Source organism: Rhizobium sp. CF080, assembly GCF_000282095.2.
In the GTDB taxonomy this organism is placed as follows: Bacteria; Pseudomonadota; Alphaproteobacteria; order Rhizobiales; family Rhizobiaceae; genus Neorhizobium.
In genome coordinates this window covers 718,513-737,365 of record NZ_AKKC02000002.1, presented here as the reverse complement: position 1 = coordinate 737,365, position 18,853 = coordinate 718,513, and the positions used below count along the sequence as shown (strand labels likewise).

Genomic DNA, 18,853 nt, shown 5'->3' with positions numbered 1-18,853 from the left:
CCTAAAGCTCTTTGCGGATGTCGACGATGCGCAGGATGCCCGCGACCATCAGCAGCACGAGGATAAGCAGCACGACCGCGTTGGCGGCCGCCGCCGGATATTGCAGCAGCGACATCTGGTTCTTCATCATCAGCGCCACCGAGGCGCTCTGGCCGCCGGACATGACTTGCACTGTCGAGAAATCCGCCATCACCAGCGTCACCACGAAAATGGTGCCGATCGCCATGCCGGGTTTTGCGAGGGGAATGATGACGTTGGTGAGGATCTGCGTGCTCGTCGCACCGGCGTCGCGGGCGGCTTCCACCAACGATTTGTCGATGCGCATCAGCGTGTTGAAGATCGGCGTCACCATGAACAGCGTGTAGAGATGCACCATCGCGAGCACGACGGCGAAATCCGAATAGAGCAGCCATTCGATCGGCTCGGGAATGATGCCGGCGTTGATCAGCGTCGTATTGACGAGACCGTTACGGCCCAGCACCGGGATCCACGAGATCATGCGGATGATGTTGGACGTCAGGAACGGCACGGTGCAGACGAGGAAGAGCACCATCTGCATGGCGGTGGTGCGGATGTGGAAGGCGAGGAAATAGGCAACCCAGAAACCGACGAACAGCGTGATCGCCCAGACCAGGAAGGCGAATTTGAGGGTGTTCAGATAGGTCTTCCAGGTAACCCACGAACCCAGCGTCTCCGTATAGTTCATTGTCAGGAGGTCGGGGTACATCTGGGCGAAGTCGTAATCCCAGAAGCTGACGACTGTAATCATCAGGATCGGCAGGAGCAGAAAGGCGCCGAGGATCAGCGCCAGCGGCGTCGCCTGAAGATAGGAGATCAGCGCCGGCGACAGACGAAAGCCTTTCGCCTTCGTCATGTCGGCACTATCTGGTTCCGAGGATGTGATCGTCGCCATGTTTCGTCTCCCTGGGGTTACCCGAGAGCGGAATATGCTTCCTCACCCGGTCGTCATCCTCGGGCTTGACCCGAGGATCCATTTCGTCGTCCGTGCGCCCTTTCGCTCTCTCGCCCCTGGCGTGGATCCTCGGGCCAAGCCCGAGGATGACGGGTTCAGGGACGCTAGGCCTGCAGCGCCGGACCCTGGGGCCTTACGCCGCGATGAACTCGTTCCAGCGGCGGACCATGTAGCGGTCCTCGTCCATGACCGAGTTCCAGCAGGCCACGTGGCCCATGCGTTCCTCGAAGGAGCCGCCGTCGCGCACTGCACCGGCCTTTTCCATGACCTTGCCGTCCGGAGCGACGATATCGCCCTTGGCCGGCTTGCCTTCGATCCAGTAGCCCCATTCGTCGGCAGACATGTGGGCCTTGGCGGTTTCCATGGCGGCCGAATAGTAGCCCTGGCGATTGAGATAGGCGCCGACCCAGCCGGACGTGTACCAGTTGATATATTCATAGGCCGCATCGAGCTTGGCGCCCGAAAGATGGGCGGCAAGACCGAGACCGCCGCCCCAGGAGCGATAACCTTCTTTGAGCGGCTGGTATTTGCAGGCGATGCCCTTGGAGCGGACGGCGGCAACGGCCGGCGACCACATGGACTGGATGACGACTTCGCCCGAGGCCATCAGGTTGACGCTCTCGTCGAACGACTTCCAGAAAGCACGGAACTGGCCGCCCTGCTTCGCCTTGATCAGGAAGTCGATCGTCTTGTCGATCTCCGCCTTGGTCATGTTGCCCTTGTCGGCATACTTGATGTTGCCCATGGCCTCCATGATCATCGCGGCATCCATGATGCCGATCGACGGGATGTTGAGGATCGAGGCCTTGCCCTTGAACTTCGGGTCCATGATGTCGGCCCAGGTCGAGATCTCGCGGCCGACCAGGTCCGGGCGGATGCCGAGCGTGTCGGCGTTGTAGATGGTCGGAACCATCGTGAACCACTTGGTCTCTTCCTTGGCGAAGGTCTTGTCGCCGGGCTTGGCGACATAACCGACCGTGTGCGGCGCGGTCCCTTGCGCGATCACGCTGTCCGGCTTCAGCTTGCCGTTTTTGAACAGCGGCACGATCTTGTCGTAATATTTGAGCTTGGTCGTATCCATCGGCTGGATGACGCCGGCCGGATAGACCTTCTTGAGGATCCAGTATTCGATGTCGGCGATGTCGTAGGAATTCGGCTGAGTGACGGCGCGCTGGGCGGCGGCATCCGAATCCGTCGCGGTCATTTCGAGCGTGATGCCGAGGTCGGCCTTGCACTTCTCGGCGATCGCATTGAGGTTCGAAACGCCGGTGCCGAACTGGCGCAGCGTGATCGGGTTCTGGGCCCAGATGGTCGGGAAGCCGGTAATGGCGCCGGAGCCGGCGGCAAGACCGGCCGCGGCGGACGCCGTCTTCAGAAGCGTGCGGCGCGAAATTCCCTTAGGTGTCTTCTTGGTCTCAGTCATTGCCTTGTTCTCCTCTGGTTGAGTTTTTTGGTGGCATCAGTTCTTGAGGCGGCCGAGGACGATCGCATCCTCGCGGCCCCAGGAAAGGGGGATCGCTTCTCCGACCTTGACCGGATTGGCGAAAAATTCGGCGTCGGTCAGGATCGCGGTGAAATCCTCGATCCCTGCGCCGTTGACCGAGAGTTTTACCGAGGAACCGCGATATTCCACGTTCGAGACGGAGCCGGTGAAGCCGAGGCCCTTTTCGGAAGGCTGGCCGATGCGAACATGGTCGGTGCGGATGGCGATATCGGCGGTATCGGTCAGCCCGGCTGCGCCGTCATCGGTGGCAAGGAAATCGCCGCCTGCAGGCACGGACAACATCAGCTTGTCGCCGGAACTCTGCGTCACCCGGCCGGAAATGACGTTGTGATCGCCCATGAACTTGGCAACGAAGGCGGTGGCCGGCTTTTCGAACACGACGCGCGGATGGGCGGCCTGTTCGATCCGGCCATCGTTCATCACCACGATCAGGTCGGCGAGCGCCATCGCCTCTTCCTGGCTATGCGTCACATGCACGAAGGTGATGCCGAGCGAGGTCTGCAGCTTCTTCAGTTCCGCGCGCATGCGGATCTTCAGGAACGGATCGAGCGCCGAGAGCGGCTCGTCGAGCAGCAGCGCTTCCGGATCGGTGATCAGCGCGCGGGCAAGCGCCACGCGCTGCTGCTGGCCGCCGGAAAGCTGCGCCGGGCGGCGGGTCGCATAGGCTTCGAGCTGCATCAGTTGCAGCATGTCCATCGCCTTGGCGCGCCGCTCGTCCTTGTCGACGCCCTTCATCTTCAGGCTGAAAGCGACATTGTCGACGAGGTCGAGATGCGGGAAGAGGGCGTAGGACTGGAACATCATCGCCGTGCCGCGCTTGGCCGGCGGCAGGTCGGTGACGACGATGTTGCCGAGACGGACGTCGCCCGAGGAAATGCTCTCATGGCCGGCGATCATCCTGAGCGTCGAGGTCTTGCCGCAGCCGGACGGTCCGAGCAGGCAGCAATAGGTTCCGGCCGGAATCTTCAGGCTGATCGCGTGAACGGCCGTGGTTGTTCCGTAGATCTTAGAGACTGAAGCGATGTCGATTTCGGCGGCTTTGCTCATCAGGCGCTCCCTTGCGTCTGATATAGCTATGCATCAGCCGTGCCAACTCGACTAAACCTTTAGAAAGACTTGGCTTTACCTCGAGGCCTTGGCGGTTGCGTTTTGCGACTGCGTAAAAATCGTGCGATCGTTTGCGATCCTTTGGGCAAATCGTATGCAATCTTGACATTGGATCAAAAACAAGTCGCTTGGCATTCTGTAGCCACTCGGGTTACAAAAGCCGGACATCGGACTCCAGCAATGAATATCAGCGAAAAGATCAATCTTACCGACACCACACCCGAGGAACGTTCCCCGGAAGATCGCTCCATGGCGATCCGGGAATCCTTACGCAATGCGATCATCGACCGGCGTCTCGCGCCCGGCACCAAACTGTCTGAAAGCGAAGTGGGCTCTCTCTTCGACGTCAGCCGCACGGTGGCCCGCGCCGCACTGCAGATGCTCGCCTTCGAAGGCCTGGTGAAGACCGAGCGTAACCGCGGCGCCTTCGTCTCCAATCCGTCGCCGGAAGAAGCGCGCCAGATTTTTGCCTCGCGCCGGCTGATCGAGCCCGGCATTGTCGCGGCTGCGGTCGAGCGCATCACGCCTGAGGACATCGCGGAGTTCCGCCGTCAGCTCAACGAGGAAGAGCGCTACATGAACGAGCGCGGCCCGGCCGCGCGCCGCGCCGAGATCAAGGCTTCGGGGGATTTCCATCTGATGCTGGCATCCGTTGCCGGCAACGTCATCCTGCAGCGTTTCATGGACGAGCTGGTCGCCCGTTCATCGCTGGTGATTGCGCTCTATGGCCGTTCCGGCGTGTCGAGCTGCGGGCATTCCGAGCATACCGCCGTTCTCGACGCCCTGGAAAAGGGTGATGGCGAGCGTGCCGCCAAGCTCATGATCCACCACATCGACCATATCGAAGCCGATCTCGATCTCCAGGTGAAACAGGGCCTGGGTCTCAAGGACGCCCTGTCGCTCGGCTAAGCCCGCAAGTGCCGCAACGCCTCGGTATAGGCCGCGAGTTCCCGTTCGGGATCGGTCGGCAAAGCGGAGGCTCGGATGACACGGCCGCCGCCCGCTTCGATGCCGACGTCGATCATCAGATTGTCGGACTTGCCGTGGTTCTCGATCGACAGTCCGTCGGGACCGCGGGGGCGGCCGCTGCTTTCATCGATGTGGAGTCCGGCATACCAGATCGACCGTACCCGCATGCCATAGTCGTCGGGATGGTTGGTATAGGCCCAGACCCGTTTGCCGAGCGCGATCATGAAACCGACTTCGTAGACGGTACCGGGATCGGCGCTGATGCCGCGGAACGGCGTGATATTGGCGAGGCAGACATCCGCGCGCCGCGTCGCGTCCTCGTTACGCTGGTAGATCGCGGCTGCCGTCAGCCGTCCGACCGGCGCCTGGTTCTCGTCGCTGCCGGGACCGGTCGGCTCGAAACCGAAGCTGCGGGCAATCCGCCGTTTTTCGCCCATCACGGTCTGGGCATCGGGCAGAAATACTTCGGGGCCGGCGAGGTAGATGGTCGGCATGAATATCCTCTGATGAAATCGATCGACACCAGCGTTCCATAGCCGCCCGCCCGCTGCTTTGCGAGCGTGAATGCACCGACCGGGCGATTTGAGCCCGTCACAGGGCACCAGGTTGGATGAAAAGCTCTTTTAAAAGTGGAGATTTGTAGACAAGAATAATCACGCGCATTAGGAATGCTCCCCGACGACGTTACCGGCAGGGGATAGATCATGGTTTCGCTCACTCGTTTCGCTACGCGCTGCCTTCTGGCCGCTGCACTTTCCGGCTTGCTGGCGCATGGTGCCGCGGCGGAGGAGATCATTTTCAAGGATCAGGAAAACCGCGAGGTGAAACTCGCGAAAGCCGCCGAACGCATCGTCTCGATCGTCATTCCGATGGCCTCCACGGTGATCGCCCTCGACGGCGGGACGAAGAAGCTGGTCGGCATGAACCCGACCGCCAAGAGCGCCGTGCTCGAAGGTATCCTGAGCAAGATCTTTCCGGAAACCAAGGACATCCCGTCCGACGTGACCGCACCGAATTTCGTGCCGAACGTCGAGGCGCTGACGGCGACCAACCCCGATCTCGTCATCCAGTGGGGCGGCCGCGGCAACGACATCGTCGCGCCGATCACCAATGCCGGCCTCAACGCCATGCTGATCCTCTACGGCACAGAGCAGCTGACCCGCGACTACATGACGATGACCTCCAGGGCGATCGGCAAGCCGGAGCGCATCAAGGAACTGGTCGAGTGGCGCGACCGGGTGCAGAAGGACATCGAGGCGAAAGCCAAGGCGATCCCGGAAGACAAGAAGCCGACCACGCTTTATATCGCCCGTGCACTGACCGACATCGCCACGACGGGAACCAAGGGCAGCTACAATGCCTGGTACATGGAACTCGTCGGCGGCAAGAACGCCTCGGCCGAACTCAACGGCACGGTGACGATCAACAAGGAGCAGATCGCTCAGTGGGATCCGGAAATCATCTTCCTCAACGCCTTCGAAGCCAAACTGAACGTCGACTGGGTCTATAGCGACCCGATCCTGTCGCTGACCAAGGCGGCCAGGAACAAGCGCGTCTACAAGATGCCGCTCGGCGGCTATCGCTGGGACCCGCCGAACCAGGAATCGCCGCTGGCCTGGATGTGGACGGCCAATATCACCCAGCCGGACGTCTTCAAATACGATCTGCGCGCCGAGATGAAGACCGCCTACAAGACGCTCTACAACTACGACATCACCGATGCCGATATCGACGGCATCCTGTGGATGAAGGAACAGAGCGGCTCGGCCAACTACGCCCAGTTCAAGGCGAAGTAGGTCATGGCGGCGCTGACGCAGGACGAGACGGCTCCGATGGTCCGCCGCGCGCACTTGGCACGGCAGACCCTGGTTTTCGCAGGGCTGCTGGCGCTGTTTGCGGTCGCTTTCGTGGTCAGTCTCTGCGTCGGCCGTTTTTCTGTCCCGGCAACCCGTGCGCTGGAGCTGATCTGGCTCGGCGCCACCGACCCGTGGCGGGAACTCACCACGATCGACGAGCGCATCGTTCTTCTGGTCCGGGCACCACGCGTGGTGCTCGCAGCGCTCGCCGGCGCCGGGCTCGCTCTGTCGGGTGCGGCGCTGCAGGGTGTTTTCCGCAACCCGCTGGTCTCGCCGGATATCCTCGGCATCTCGCAAGGAGCAGCCTTCGGCGGTGCGCTCGGCATCATGCTCGGCGTCTGGGGTTTCCCGCTGATCTCCATGGTCTTCATCTCCGGCATGGCGGCGGTGATCCTCGTCGGCCTGATCTCGCGCATCAACGGCCGCAGCGAAACGATCACCGTGATCCTCTCCGGCCTCGTGGTCAGCTCGATGTTCTCGGCCGTCGTCTCGCTGCTGCAATTCGTCGCCGACCCGAACACGTCGCTTCCGGCCATCGTCTACTGGCTGATGGGCTCGTTTGCGACGGCGACCTGGGAACGTACGCTGATCGCCGCGCCCGGCCTCATCATCGGCGGCGTGCTTCTGTGGATGCTGCGTTTCCGCCTCAACATCCTGTCGCTGGACGAGTCGGAGGCTCAGAGCCTCGGCGCCAAGACCAACCGCGAACGCTGGATGGTGTTCGGGCTGATCGCCGTCATCGTCGGCAGCCAGGTGGCCGTCTCCGGCATCATCGGCTGGATCGGCATCGTCATCCCGCATGCCTGCCGCCTGCTGGTCGGCCACGACCACCGCGCGCTGCTGCCGGCCTCGGTCGTGCTCGGCGCCGGCTTCATGGTGATCATCGATACGCTCGCCCGCACCGCGACCGCCGCCGAAATCCCGCTCGGCGTCATCACCGCCCTCGTCGGCGCGCCGATCTTCGCGATGCTCCTGCGCAATCACTACCGCGAGAGGAACGGGTCATGATCGGCCTCGAAGACGCCACCGTCCGTTTCGGATCGCGCATCATCATCGAAGCCCTAAGCTTCTCGGTACCAGTCGGCCGCACGCTCGCCATCCTCGGCCCGAACGGCCGCGGCAAGACGACGACGCTGAAGGCCATGCTCGGTTTCCAGCGGCTTGATGATGGTCGCAGGGTTGCACCCGATATCGTCGGCTATGTGCCGCAGACCGGTACCAGCAACCAGCGGTATCGCGCGCTCGACGTGGCGGTCATGGGCCGCGCCGCGCATCTCGGCATTTTCGGCCAGCCGGGGCCGGAGGATTTCCGGATCGCCCATTCGGCGCTGGAACGGGCCGGTGCCGCCCGTTTCGCCGATCACTATTTCGATCGCCTGTCCGGCGGCGAACGCCAGCTCGTGCTGCTTGCCCGCGCGATCGCCACGGGCTCGCAAGTGCTGGTCCTCGACGAACCGGCGGCGGCCCTCGATCTGCATAATCAGGAACGGCTGCTGGCCCTGCTCAACACGCTGCGCCAGCCGCGCGACAAGGCGATCGTCTTCACCACGCATGACCCGAACCACGCGCTGTCCACCGCCGACGATGCGCTGCTGATGATGCCGGACGGCCAGCCGCCGCTGTTCGGACCGGTCGCCGAGACGATCACGCCGGAACATCTGGAAAGCCTCTATGGCGTGCCGATGCGCGTCGTCGAACTGGCCGGTCCGTCCGGCGAAACCCATCGGGCCGTTCTGCCCGCCTTTGCTGGAATCCGTGCCGCATGACCATCCTGATGATCCAGTCGCATTACCAGGAGTCGTTCTCGATGACCGCGCCGCTGTTCGGCGATGCCATCGCCTCCGGCCTCATGAAGCTCGTGCGCGAGATGGAGCTGACCGGCGAGGATTTCGCGACGGCGCGCGGGCTGATCACCACCACCCATCTCGACCAGATCGGCTTCCAGCGGTTCTCAACCGATGTTACCGCGTTCCTCGACCGCGGCGGCCGCTGGATCTATCACGGCCATATCCTGCGCCCGGTCTTGGCCGAACTCGGCACCTACCGGCCCATCCCCAACCCGAAGCGGATGGATTTCGTGCAGACGCGGCTTTACGACCATCCAATTTTCGCCGGCATCGACCAGAAGATGCTGGAAACCAACCATGGCGTCGCGGGCTTCTACGGCCGCGGCCACAACCCTCCGCCCGAAGGCGCCGTCGTCATCAATGCGCTCGGCCCGGCACAAACCCCGGTTGATTGGGTCTGGGCTCGGCCGCACGGCGGCGAGTTCCTCAGCCATGCCGGCAACGAATTCTGGGGTTGTGGCGACGATCCCGAAATCAAGAAGCAATTGGCGAGCCGCGCCACCGCCTGGCTTGCCGGAGAGCTGAACTGATGAGCATTCTCGCGATCCATCCCGGCGCCTATTACCATATCGAGACGCTCGAAGCGCCACGTTACGCCCACCATTTCGACGTGCTCGTGCGGCCGGAAGACTTGGCCTCCGCGGACCTTGCCGAACACGCCGTCGTCTTCATTCCGTGTCGCGCGCCGGCCGATCGCCTCGCGCCGCATGCCGCACAGCTGCGCGCCTATCTCGACCAGGGCGGCACGATCGTCGCCACCGGCGAAACCAACTGGGACGTCTTCCTTCCAGGCATCGCCTTCACGCCGCAGCTGACGAACTGGTGGTGGTGGCTGACGCCCGGTGCCGATCTCGGCGTCCGCATCGCGGCGCCTGGTCATCCGCTCTTCGATCGCCTCGGTCAGGACGATCTCACCTGGCACCTGCACGGCTGGTTCGATCCGCCGGAAGGCGCCGACGTGCTGGCCGTCAACGGCGAGGGCAAACCCATTCTCTATGTGGACGAGGTGACGACGCCCGGCCGCATGATTATCACCAGCCTCGATCCGTGCTTCCATCACGGATCCCATTTCATGCCGGCGACGACGCGTTTCCTGGATGGCTTTTTGCCCTGGATGCGTGAAGAGCTGGACGGAGCAAAGACGAAATGATCGACACGATCGACGTTCTCGAAGACGGCAAGCCGCTCTCCTACACCTATGCCGACCTCATGCATTTTCACGGCTTCGGCTTTCCCGGCGGCGTCGCCCATGCCTTCAAGGTGATGCAGCGTGCGATGCCGCTCTTGAGTCCCGACAGCCCGCCGGAGCGTCGCGAGATCATTATTCGCACCGCTTTCCGCGGTCCGGGTGGCCGCGACGCGTTCGAAATGGTGACGCGCGGCCTGACCGAAGGCCGCTACACGGTCGATCCGTCGCTCGACAAGCCGGAGCGCGGCGACATCCTGCAGCGCTACGTCTTCGAACTCACCTATCGCGGCAGGACGGTGACGCTTCAGCTGCAGGACGGTCATGTGCGGGAAGAGTTCATCCGGCTTGGCCAGAAACAGGGCCGCACGGCGGAAGAGGAAGATCGCCTGACCTACCTGAAGCAGGAAATGGCCGACCGGCTGCTCCTGGCGCCGGCCGACGCGGTCTACGAAGAGGCCTGAGCCTCGTCAGGCGATAAACAGGTTCCTGAGCTGCGACGGCTGGCAGCGGAGATATTGCGGTGCCGGCTTTATCTGGGCGCCGAGTTCCGCTGCGGCATGCCATGGCCAGCGCGGATCGTAGAGAACCGCACGCGCGAGCGCGACGATATCCGCATCGCCGGTCGAAACGATCGCTTCCGCCTGCGTCGGTTCGGTGATCAGGCCGACCGCCACGACCGGCATCTTCACCGCAGCCTTGACGGCACGCGCCAGCGGCACCTGATAGTTCGGTCCGAGCGGAATTTTCTGCTCGATATGCAGCCCGCCGCTCGACACATGGATGGCGTCGCAGCCTTTTTCGTCCAGAATCTGGGCAAAAGCGATGGTCTGGTCGATGTCGAGACCGCCATCGACCCAGTCGGTCGCCGAAACGCGAACAGTAACAGCCTTGTCGGAGGGGAAAGCCTGACGCACGGCATCGAAGATTTCGAGCGGAAAACGCATGCGGTTTTCCTGCGACCCGCCATATTCGTCGGTCCGCCGGTTGGAAAGCGGCGACAGGAACTGGTGCAGCAGATAGCCATGCGCGGCATGGATCTGGATCGCATCGAGGCCGATCCTTGCAGCCCGCACGGCGGAAGCCGCAAACGCATCGCGCACGCGCTTCAGCCCATCCTTGTCGAGTGCGACGGGGGCCACGTATTTCGGATTGAAGGGGATCGCCGAGGCCGACTCGGTCTGCCAGCCGTTCGGATGGTCCGGGGCGATCTGGCTGCCGCCGAACCAGGGCTTGTCGGACGAGGCCTTGCGGCCGGCATGGGCGAGCTGCACCGAGATCGGCATGTCCGACCATTTGCGGATGCTGTCGAGCGTGCGGGCCATCGCTTTCTCTGTCGCGTCGTCATAGAGCCCGACATCCCCATAGGTGATCCGGCCTTCCGGCGTGACCCCGGTCGCTTCGATCGTGAGCAGTGCCGCGCCGGAAAGCGCCAGCTGGCCGAGATGGATGAGGTGCCAGTCGGTCATGCAGCCGTCCTCGGCCGAATACTGGCACATCGGCGCGATGACGATGCGGTTCTGGAGATCGAGATTGCGGACGCGGAAGGGCGTGAAGAGTGTCGGTTGGGCCATGGCGGATTCCTCTGCGCGATCGGCGGCGCTCAAGGGAGGATAGGTTGCGCCGGGACCGGTTCCGGCTTTGTGGCAAATCGCGACCGGCGCTTCAAGTCACGCTGATGCGAGGGCCGTTCACCAGGCGACCGGATGCGTTTCACCGGTCAGCACGTTGACGAACCCGTCCGGCGCCCGCTCCGACGGCGCCACCAGCACCCAGCGCCAGGGCGAGCAGGTCAACGTCGCAAAAGACAGCCGTTCCGGGAAACCCGGCCACCAGCGCGGCGAGAAGGTCGGCTCGTACATCCAGTCGATCGTCTCGCCCGCTTTGTAGAGAGCCTGCATTTCCGCATCGAGTTCTTCCGCCGAGCGAGCCGTCATCAGCCCGCCGACTTCGTAATGGACGCGGGCGATCACCTTGCCGCCGGATACCAGAACCCAGCCGCCCTGCTGTTCGGCGAGCGCATTGGCGACCATCGCCATCGCCTCGTCCGAGGAACCGACCACCCAGATATTGTGCTTGTCGTGCCCGAGCGTCGAGCCGAGAGCGGTGCCCGGCGTGCGCGGCCCGGTGCCGAGCCAGAACATTTTTGAGACCTTGGCCTCGCCGGAGAACCGGTCGACGATCGAGAATTTCGTAACGTTGCGGTCATGATCACGCTGGACGGCGCCATCCTTGACCGGCAGTTCCATGGTGATGAATTCGTCCGACCAGTGGAAGGGCCGCAGCAGGGCGGCATTCGCCGTGGCGCGATCCGCCGGCGCCGCGATACGGAAATCGGCGGCGGTCACCTGACGGTCGATCTTCACCGTCTTTGTCGCCCATTCCGGCCAGTCGATAACCGGCCGTTCGCCGATAAACGTCTTGCCTTCCGACACCGGCCCGCCATCCGCCCAGACCTTGGCGATCGACAACTTTTCGACGTCGTCCAGCAGCACGATATCCGCGAATCGGCCGGGCGCGATCGAGCCCACCCAGGGCGTCAGCCGCATATGCCGCGCCGGGTTGAGCGTCACGCACTGAATGGCGATTTCGGGCGCAAGCCCGTTCTCGATCGCGAGGCGCACGTTGTAGTCGGTCGCGCCCATCTTCAGCGTATCGGAAGCGCTGCGGTCGTCGGTAACGAAAGCCACCTGCGACCAGTCGGCAAGGTTTTTTTCGATGAGGCCGCGGATGACTTCCGGCAGCGAATGCGGCCGAAGCTCGATGAACAGCCCATGCTGCAGCTTCTGCCAGATTTCGTCCAGGAACCAGCCTTCATGATCGGAGGCAAGGCCGGCGGCGGCAAACGCATTGATCGAGGCTAGGTCACGCAGGCCTGCCCCATGGCCCTCGACCACGCCGCGTTGCTCGAAGGTCGCACCGATCATGCCCCACAGCCGATCATAGGAGGGATTGGATGGGTCGGAGATCGACGGCCAGTCCATCACCTCGTCGAGGCCGGCGACCATCAGGCTTTCGCTCATGAACTGCTTCTGCTCGTCGTAGCCGAAATATCCGCCGCCCCATTCATAGGCCGTCGGCGGCACGGCGGAGCCCGGCAGCGGAAAGATCTTCATCGGCGAGCCGCGGCGGCGCGCTTCAAGCCAGAATTCCAGGTTGCGCGCGCCGTTGACATTCGAGAATTCATGGCTCGCCTCGCAAGTCCAGGTGGCCCCGTGCGGCATGACGAGCGCCGCTTCCCATTCCGGCGTCAGGTGGGAACTCTCGATATGCTTGTGCGCCTCGCCGAAACCCGGAACAGCCGAGAGGTCCGGCTCGTGGATGCGGTCCGTCACCTCGCCCGCAAAACTGCCGGCCGGCCCGACATAGGCGATCCGCCGTCCCTTGATGACGATCTCCTGGTCCTCGAGCCATGTCCTGCTGTGGACATCGAGCAATCTGCCAACCCTCAGCAATCGGTCCGCGGGCCGTTTGCCGAGCGCCGTCAGCACCAGGTCCTGGCGGATGCGGATCTCGTCGGCCGCGTTGATCAGCAAATCGTCGGGAAGGGGGGCGGAAATCGTCATCGGGAGCATGCCTGTGGGGTTCTGATCGCCGAACCCTAAAGACGATACCACGGCGTGTAAACCATCGCGGACCGTGCATTCTCCTCCGAGCCCTAGCCCGAAATCAACCTGTGGTATGATATATTTCAAGCCTAAAGAAATTCGGTTCTTTGGACGTCCATGCCTAATAATTGGGCTTGCAGCCGGACCGTTCAAAAAATAGTATTGCCCTCAATTCCCGGGGGTGCCCCCAGGGGAGCATCACCGCTGCTTTTCGCAAAAGGACACGCCTTATGAAGGCCACTCGTTTCACCCAATTGGCAACCCTTGCTCTCCTGGCGACGCTTAGCGGCGCAGCAACGGCAAACGCCCAGTCGAAGACTCTCACCATCTCGTGGTGGGGCTATAACGGCGAGAAGATGACCGCCAACATCATCGACCCGTTCAAGAAGATCTGCGGCTGCGACATCGTTTTCGAAACCGGCAACAATGCCGACCGACTCAACAAGCTGAAGCTGCGCGACGGCAAGGGCGTCGACGTCATCTATCTGACCGACAGCTTCTCGCAGCTCGGCATCGAGCAGGGCCTCTTCCAGCCGGTCGATCCGGCGAAGATCCCGAACCTCTCCGAAATCTACGAGCTCGGCCGTGCGCCGCAGGGCAAATACGGCCCGGCCTATACGATCGGCCGCATCGGCCTCGTTTATGACGCGGCCAAGGTCAACCCGCCGATCACCTCCTGGGCCGATCTGTGGCGTCCGGACCTGAAGAGCTCGGTCTCGCTTCCGGGCATCACCACCACGGCCGGCCCGATGGTCGTGACCGAAGCGGGCAAGCATGCCGGCGTCGATCCCTATGCCAATACCGACGGCGCCTTCAAGGCGATCGAAGCCCTGAAGCCGAACGTCGTCAAGAACTACAATACGGGCTCCGAACTGGTGAACCTGATCTCGACCGGCGAAGTCCGCGTCGCGATCGGCCAGGACTTCACGCTCGCCTCCATGCAGGCCGCGGTGAAGACCATGACCTGGGCGAAACTCAAGGACGGCGATATCGCCACGCTGAACACGGTCAACATCCCGAAGGGGTCGACAAACGTCGAACTGGCCCACCAGTTCATCAACTTCATCCTGTCGAAGGATGTGCAGCAGAAGGAAGCCGAGCAGGGTGTTGACGCGCCGATCTCCACCAAGGTCGTGCTCACTCCGGACCAGGCGAAGATATGGACCTACGGCGCCGACCAGGTTTCGAGCCTCAGCCGTATCGACTACGCCAAGATGAACGCCGCCAAGACCGACTGGATCGACCGTTGGAACGAGGTTTTCGGCAAGTAATTTTTGGTGCCGTCTGAACCGGCGGCATGGTTGAATTGAGAACGGAGCGCCGCTATCAACGCGGCGCTCCTGCTTTTGAAAGAGTACCTGATGAACAAGCTTGCCAGATGGAGTTTGACGATGCCGGCGACGATCGCCGTCGTCCTGCTTCTGGTGATCCCCGTCCTCTTGACGATCGCCACCACATTCGGCGAGGCCGGCGGGCCGTTCTCCACCTATGCGGCCTTCTTCAAGAGCGGCTTCCGCATGGCGGTCCTCTACCGGACCCTTCAGATCGCCCTGATCACCACGGCGATCGCGCTCGTGGTCGGCTTCATCACGGCTTATGTCATCGCCCAGATGCCGGGACGCCTGAAGAGTATCATGATCATCGCCGCGGTCTTTCCGCTGCTGACCGGGGTTGTCGTCCGCTCCTTTGCCTGGCTGATCATCCTCGGCAAGAACGGCATCATCAACAATGTCCTGATGTCGGTCGGGCTGATCGGCGAGCCGCTGTCGATGCTCTACACACAAGGGTCGGTCATCGTCGCGATGGTCTATCTCTTCGTACCGTTGATGATCCTGACGCTGGTCGGGGTGCTCGAAGGAATTCCGCGCGACCTCATTGAGGCAGCCGCCTCGCTTGGCGCCCGGCCGGTCCCGACCTTCCTTCAGGTCATCCTGCCGCTCGCAGCCCCCGGCCTCATCGTCGGTGCGGTGCTGGTCTTCACCGGCAGCTTCACCTCCTATGCGACCCCCCAGCTCCTCGGCGGCGAAAAGCAGATGATGATGGGCACCTTCCTCTACCAGCGCGCCATGGTGACCTTCGACTGGGTCGGCGCTTCGACGATCGCCGCGATCATGGTGGTCATAACCATCGGCGTCGTGCTCATCATGAGCCGCATGGCACGCCGTCTCAACCCGATGGCGGTCTGATGGCGACGCGTATTCACCCCATTCTTGGCGCTTTCGCCATCCTCGTCTTCTTCTTCCTGCTCGCGCCGCTGGTGATCATCGTCGGCTCCGCCCTCAGCGACACGACATTCCTCACCTTCCCGCCGCAGGGGCTGACGCTGCGCTGGTTCGCCAACATCTTCCAGATGGAGGCCTTTCGCCGCACGGCGATCACCAGCCTGCAGGTGGCGCTTCTCGGCACCGGCCTGTCGCTGCTGATCGGCATTCCGGCCGCTTATGCGCTGAACCGCTACCGGGTCGAGCTGCCGCGCTGGCTCTCGACACTGTTCGTGCTGCCGATCCTGGTGCCGGAAATCGTCTTCGGCTTCGCACTCCTGAAGTCGATCACGATAGGTCTCGGCCTGCCGGTCTTCATCAGCCTCGTCGTCGGCCATGCGCTGCTGATCCTGCCCTATTCGGTGCGGGTTGTCGGCGCCAGCCTCGCCTCCTTCGATTTCTCGATCGAGGAGGCGGCACGGAGCCTCGGCTGCCCGCCGCTCAAAACCTTCATGACCGTGGTGCTGCCGAACATCCGCGCCGGCGTCATCGCCGCCTTCATCCTGGCCTTCATCACCTCCATCAACGACGTCTCGGTCTCGGTCTTCCTGACCGGACCCGGCATATCGACGCTGCCGATCCAGATTCTCGCGCATATGGAGCAGTTCTTCGACCCGACGATCGCTTCCGTGTCCGTGCTTCTGATGCTGGTGACCGTCGGCGTCATGGCGATCGTCGAAGCGACGCTCGGCCTTACATTCCTGACCAAGTAGGTTCCCGTGACCGTATCCCTGACCATCGAAAACCTTGTCGCCCATTACGGAACCACGCAGGTCCTGAAAGACCTGTCGATTTCCGTCGCGGCCGGCGAACTCGTGTCGCTGCTCGGCTCCAGCGGTTGCGGCAAGACGACGACGCTGCGCCTCGTGGCCGGTTTCCTGCAGCCGACCAGCGGCCGGATCCGGCTTGGCGACCGCGATCTGACGACGCTGCCCGCCCATGCCCGCGATATCGGCCTCGTCTTCCAGAACTATGCGCTTTTCCCGCACCTGACGGTGCTCGACAATGTCGCCTTCGGTCTTAAGCAGCGCGGCTTGGCTAAGCCGGACCGCACCAAGCGGGCGATGGCGATGCTGGAACGCGTCGGCCTTTCGCCGCTCGCCGACCGCCTGCCGGCAGCGCTTTCCGGCGGCCAGAAGCAGCGCGTCGCGCTCGCCCGCGCTCTCGTCATCGAGCCGCCGCTCCTGATGTTCGACGAGCCGCTCTCCAACCTCGATGCCAAGCTCAGGATCGACATGCGCGTCGAGATCCGCCAGCTCCAGCGCGCCAACGGCACCACCTCGCTCTACGTCACCCACGATCAGGAAGAAGCCTTTTCGATCTCCGACCGCGTCGCGATCATGAATGCCGGCCGCATCCTGCAGCTCGATACGCCCGAGGTACTCTACCAGAAGCCTGCCAGCGCCTTCGTCGCACGCTTCGTCGGCTTCGAGAACCTGATCCGCATGAAGGTCGTCGAGCGCCAGGCAGCCATCGTCACGGCCGAGGCCGCCGGCGGCACGCGGCTGCATCTGTCCCAGGATCTGTTCGGCCCGATCAAGGACGATTTCATTCTGGCCTGCCGCGCCGACGGGCTTGCTGTCCGCCGCGAGGGAGAAGGCATCCCGGCGGTGCTCGGGACGCGCACCTATCTCGGCCGCGCCTATCAGTACAAGTGCCAGACGGCCGCCGGCGAAATCACCGCCAACGGCCCCCTTTCGGATCCGCTGGATGCCCGCGCGGGGGCAGTCCTCACGCCGCTGCCGGAACAGTGCTGCATCCTCGATCCGGAAAACTGAAACCGAAATAGAATACGAACGGGGCCGTTTGCCGGGGGCGTTGACGCAAGTCAAACCCCCGAAGCGGTCCGTATGTCAGCACAGCATGGTCACAATCCTTCAACCGGCAGCGTATTTGCGCTGTGAGGCTAAAGACCATGAATTACGTCTCAGAAACAATCGGGCTCGCAATCGGCACCTTCCTGGTGTTGCTCGCAGCCGCCTATGCCCATGATAGCCTTTTCGCGGCCCATATGTGGGTCCTGTTCTTCGTGCTGCTGCTCAGCACGGTCGTTCTGCTGCGCAAGATTTCCTTTGCGCCGCGGATGTCCGTAGCGAGCAAGCCGGCAAAATCCGAATATTTCGACGAGGTGGTCAAATACGGCACCATCGCCACCGTCTTCTGGGGCATCGTCGGCTTCCTGGTCGGCGTCGTCATTGCTCTCCAGCTTGCCTTTCCGGACCTGAACATCGAACCCTGGTTCAATTTCGGCCGCCTGCGGCCGTTGCACACCTCGGCCGTCGTCTTCGCCTTCGGCGGCAATGCGCTGATCGCCACCTCTTTCTATGTGGTCCAGCGCACCTGTCGGGCCCGCCTTTTCGGCGGCAATCTCGGCTGGTACGTCTTCTGGGGTTACCAGCTTTTCATCGTCATGGCGGCGACCGGCTATCTGCTCGGCATCACGCAGGGGCGCGAATATGCCGAGCCGGAATGGTATGTGGACCTCTTCCTGACGGTCGTCTGGGTCGCCTATCTCGCCGTCTTCCTCGGCACGATCCTGAACCGCAAGGAACCGCATATCTATGTGGCGAACTGGTTCTATCTCGCCTTCATCGTGACGATCGCCATGCTGCACGTGGTGAACAACCTGGCGGTTCCCGTATCCTTCCTCGGCGTGAAGAGCTATTCGGCCTTTTCGGGCGTACAGGATGCGCTGACCCAATGGTGGTACGGGCACAATGCGGTCGGGTTCTTCCTGACCGCCGGCTTCCTCGGGATGATGTATTATTTCGTGCCGAAGCAGGTCAATCGCCCGGTCTATTCCTACCGGCTCTCGATCATCCACTTCTGGGCGCTGATCTTCCTCTATATCTGGGCCGGCCCGCACCACCTGCACTATACCGCGCTGCCCGACTGGGCCCAGACGCTCGGCATGGTCTTCTCGATCATGCTCTGGATGCCCTCCTGGGGCGGCATGATCAACGGCCTGATGACGCTTTCGGGCGCCTGGGACAAGATCCGCACTGATCCGATCGTCCGCATGATGATCATCGCCATCGCCTTCTACGGCATGTCGACCTTCGAAGGCCCGATGATGTCGATCAAGGCCGTCAATTCGCTCAGCCACTATACGGACTGGACGATCGGCCACGTGCATTCCGGTGCGCTCGGCTGGGTGGGCATGATCACTTTCGGCGCCGTCTATTACATGACGCCGAAGCTCTGGAACCGCGAGCGCCTCTACAGTCTCGACCTGGTCAACTGGCACTTCTGGCTCGCCACCCTCGGCATCGTCGTCTACGCCGCCGTCATGTGGGTTGCGGGCGTGCAGCAGGGCCTGATGTGGCGCGAATACGACAACCAGGGCTTCCTCGTCTATTCCTTTGCGGAAACGGTCGCGGCCATGTTCCCCTATTACCTGCTGCGTGCAGTGGGCGGCGCCATGTATCTCGCCGGCGGGCTCATCATGGCCTTCAACGTCACCATGACCATCCTCGGTTACCAACGGCAGGAGCGGGTTCGAGGGAGTGTTTCCCCCGCCGCTTTCCAGCCGGCCGAATAAG

17 protein-coding genes and 1 pseudogene are annotated in these 18,853 nt (G+C 62.7%); 12 read left to right on the top strand and 6 right to left on the bottom strand.

What is annotated here, in order from left to right; genetic code table 11:
- Window position 1: 1 nt before the first annotated feature.
- The 3 genes from PMI07_RS04835 to PMI07_RS04825 all read right to left on the bottom strand — a co-directional run bounded on the left by PMI07_RS04835 (window position 2) and on the right by PMI07_RS04825 (window position 3,524).
- Complete coding sequence (locus PMI07_RS04835; protein ID WP_007773639.1) at window positions 2-913, bottom strand: ABC transporter permease; 912 nt, start codon at window positions 911-913, stop codon at window positions 2-4.
- A gap of 193 nt (window positions 914-1,106) precedes the next feature.
- Window positions 1,107-2,396 carry a PotD/PotF family extracellular solute-binding protein gene (locus PMI07_RS04830; RefSeq protein ID WP_024163566.1) on the bottom strand — a complete coding sequence of 430 codons (1,290 nt, stop codon included), beginning with the start codon at window positions 2,394-2,396 and terminating at the stop codon, window positions 1,107-1,109.
- 36 nt (window positions 2,397-2,432) lie between these two features.
- Window positions 2,433-3,524: an ABC transporter ATP-binding protein gene (locus tag PMI07_RS04825; protein ID WP_007752341.1), complete on the bottom strand. Its 1,092-nt coding sequence runs from the start codon at window positions 3,522-3,524 to the stop codon at window positions 2,433-2,435.
- A 240-nt stretch (window positions 3,525-3,764) separates the two neighbouring features.
- Here PMI07_RS04825 and PMI07_RS04820 point away from each other — a divergent pair, with 240 nt between their 5' ends.
- Complete coding sequence (locus tag PMI07_RS04820; RefSeq protein WP_007752339.1) at window positions 3,765-4,493, top strand: GntR family transcriptional regulator; 729 nt, start codon at window positions 3,765-3,767, stop codon at window positions 4,491-4,493.
- Here the strand turns inward: PMI07_RS04820 and PMI07_RS04815 are convergent.
- Entirely contained in the window at window positions 4,490-5,047 is a 558-nt protein-coding gene (locus PMI07_RS04815; protein WP_007752337.1) for a nucleoside 2-deoxyribosyltransferase, read from the bottom strand. The genes PMI07_RS04820 and PMI07_RS04815 overlap by 4 nt on opposite strands.
- Before the next feature lie 210 nt (window positions 5,048-5,257).
- Between PMI07_RS04815 and PMI07_RS04810 the strand changes: the two genes are divergently transcribed.
- From PMI07_RS04810 to PMI07_RS04785, 6 genes are read left to right on the top strand one after another with little or no spacing between them, the layout of a single operon-like run.
- Window positions 5,258-6,349: an ABC transporter substrate-binding protein gene (locus PMI07_RS04810; protein WP_007752335.1), complete on the top strand. Its 1,092-nt coding sequence runs from the start codon at window positions 5,258-5,260 to the stop codon at window positions 6,347-6,349.
- Window positions 6,350-6,352: 3 nt separating this feature from the next.
- Window positions 6,353-7,417, top strand: coding sequence for an iron ABC transporter permease (locus tag PMI07_RS04805; protein ID WP_007752333.1), 1,065 nt, complete (start codon window positions 6,353-6,355; stop codon window positions 7,415-7,417).
- Window positions 7,414-8,175, top strand: coding sequence for an ABC transporter ATP-binding protein (locus PMI07_RS04800; protein ID WP_007752330.1), 762 nt, complete (start codon window positions 7,414-7,416; stop codon window positions 8,173-8,175). Before PMI07_RS04805 ends, PMI07_RS04800 begins: the two co-directional genes overlap by 4 nt.
- Complete coding sequence (locus PMI07_RS04795; RefSeq protein ID WP_007752328.1) at window positions 8,172-8,786, top strand: hypothetical protein; 615 nt, start codon at window positions 8,172-8,174, stop codon at window positions 8,784-8,786. The genes PMI07_RS04800 and PMI07_RS04795 overlap by 4 nt, the downstream gene beginning before the upstream one ends.
- Complete coding sequence (locus PMI07_RS04790; protein WP_007752325.1) at window positions 8,786-9,406, top strand: hypothetical protein; 621 nt, start codon at window positions 8,786-8,788, stop codon at window positions 9,404-9,406. The genes PMI07_RS04795 and PMI07_RS04790 overlap by 1 nt, the downstream gene beginning before the upstream one ends.
- Entirely contained in the window at window positions 9,403-9,906 is a 504-nt protein-coding gene (locus PMI07_RS04785; protein ID WP_007752323.1) for a hypothetical protein, read from the top strand. The genes PMI07_RS04790 and PMI07_RS04785 overlap by 4 nt, the downstream gene beginning before the upstream one ends.
- Before the next feature lie 6 nt (window positions 9,907-9,912).
- Here the strand turns inward: PMI07_RS04785 and PMI07_RS04780 are convergent, their stop codons facing one another.
- Together PMI07_RS04780 and PMI07_RS04775 are read right to left on the bottom strand one after the other, a co-directional pair.
- Complete coding sequence (locus tag PMI07_RS04780; protein WP_007752321.1) at window positions 9,913-11,016, bottom strand: NADH:flavin oxidoreductase/NADH oxidase; 1,104 nt, start codon at window positions 11,014-11,016, stop codon at window positions 9,913-9,915.
- A 117-nt stretch (window positions 11,017-11,133) separates the two neighbouring features.
- Window positions 11,134-13,087: pseudogene (locus tag PMI07_RS04775) on the bottom strand (adenine deaminase C-terminal domain-containing protein).
- A 193-nt stretch (window positions 13,088-13,280) separates the two neighbouring features.
- Between PMI07_RS04775 and PMI07_RS04770 the strand changes: the two are divergent.
- The 5 genes from PMI07_RS04770 to ccoN all read left to right on the top strand — a co-directional run bounded on the left by PMI07_RS04770 (window position 13,281) and on the right by ccoN (window position 18,852).
- A complete protein-coding gene (locus PMI07_RS04770) occupies window positions 13,281-14,321 on the top strand; it encodes an ABC transporter substrate-binding protein (protein WP_007752317.1) in 1,041 nt (346 codons plus the stop codon).
- A gap of 90 nt (window positions 14,322-14,411) precedes the next feature.
- Window positions 14,412-15,236 carry an ABC transporter permease gene (locus PMI07_RS04765; protein ID WP_037085223.1) on the top strand — a complete coding sequence of 275 codons (825 nt, stop codon included), beginning with the start codon at window positions 14,412-14,414 and terminating at the stop codon, window positions 15,234-15,236.
- On the top strand, window positions 15,233-16,024 hold the full coding sequence (locus tag PMI07_RS04760; protein WP_037085219.1) for an ABC transporter permease: 792 nt from the start codon (window positions 15,233-15,235) through the stop codon (window positions 16,022-16,024). The genes PMI07_RS04765 and PMI07_RS04760 overlap by 4 nt, the downstream gene beginning before the upstream one ends.
- A 6-nt stretch (window positions 16,025-16,030) precedes the next feature.
- Window positions 16,031-17,089 carry an ABC transporter ATP-binding protein gene (locus PMI07_RS04755; RefSeq protein WP_007752314.1) on the top strand — a complete coding sequence of 353 codons (1,059 nt, stop codon included), beginning with the start codon at window positions 16,031-16,033 and terminating at the stop codon, window positions 17,087-17,089.
- A gap of 137 nt (window positions 17,090-17,226) precedes the next feature.
- Complete coding sequence (gene ccoN / locus PMI07_RS04750; RefSeq protein WP_024163565.1) at window positions 17,227-18,852, top strand: cytochrome-c oxidase, cbb3-type subunit I; 1,626 nt, start codon at window positions 17,227-17,229, stop codon at window positions 18,850-18,852.
- The last annotated feature ends 1 nt before the right edge of the window (window position 18,853 follow it).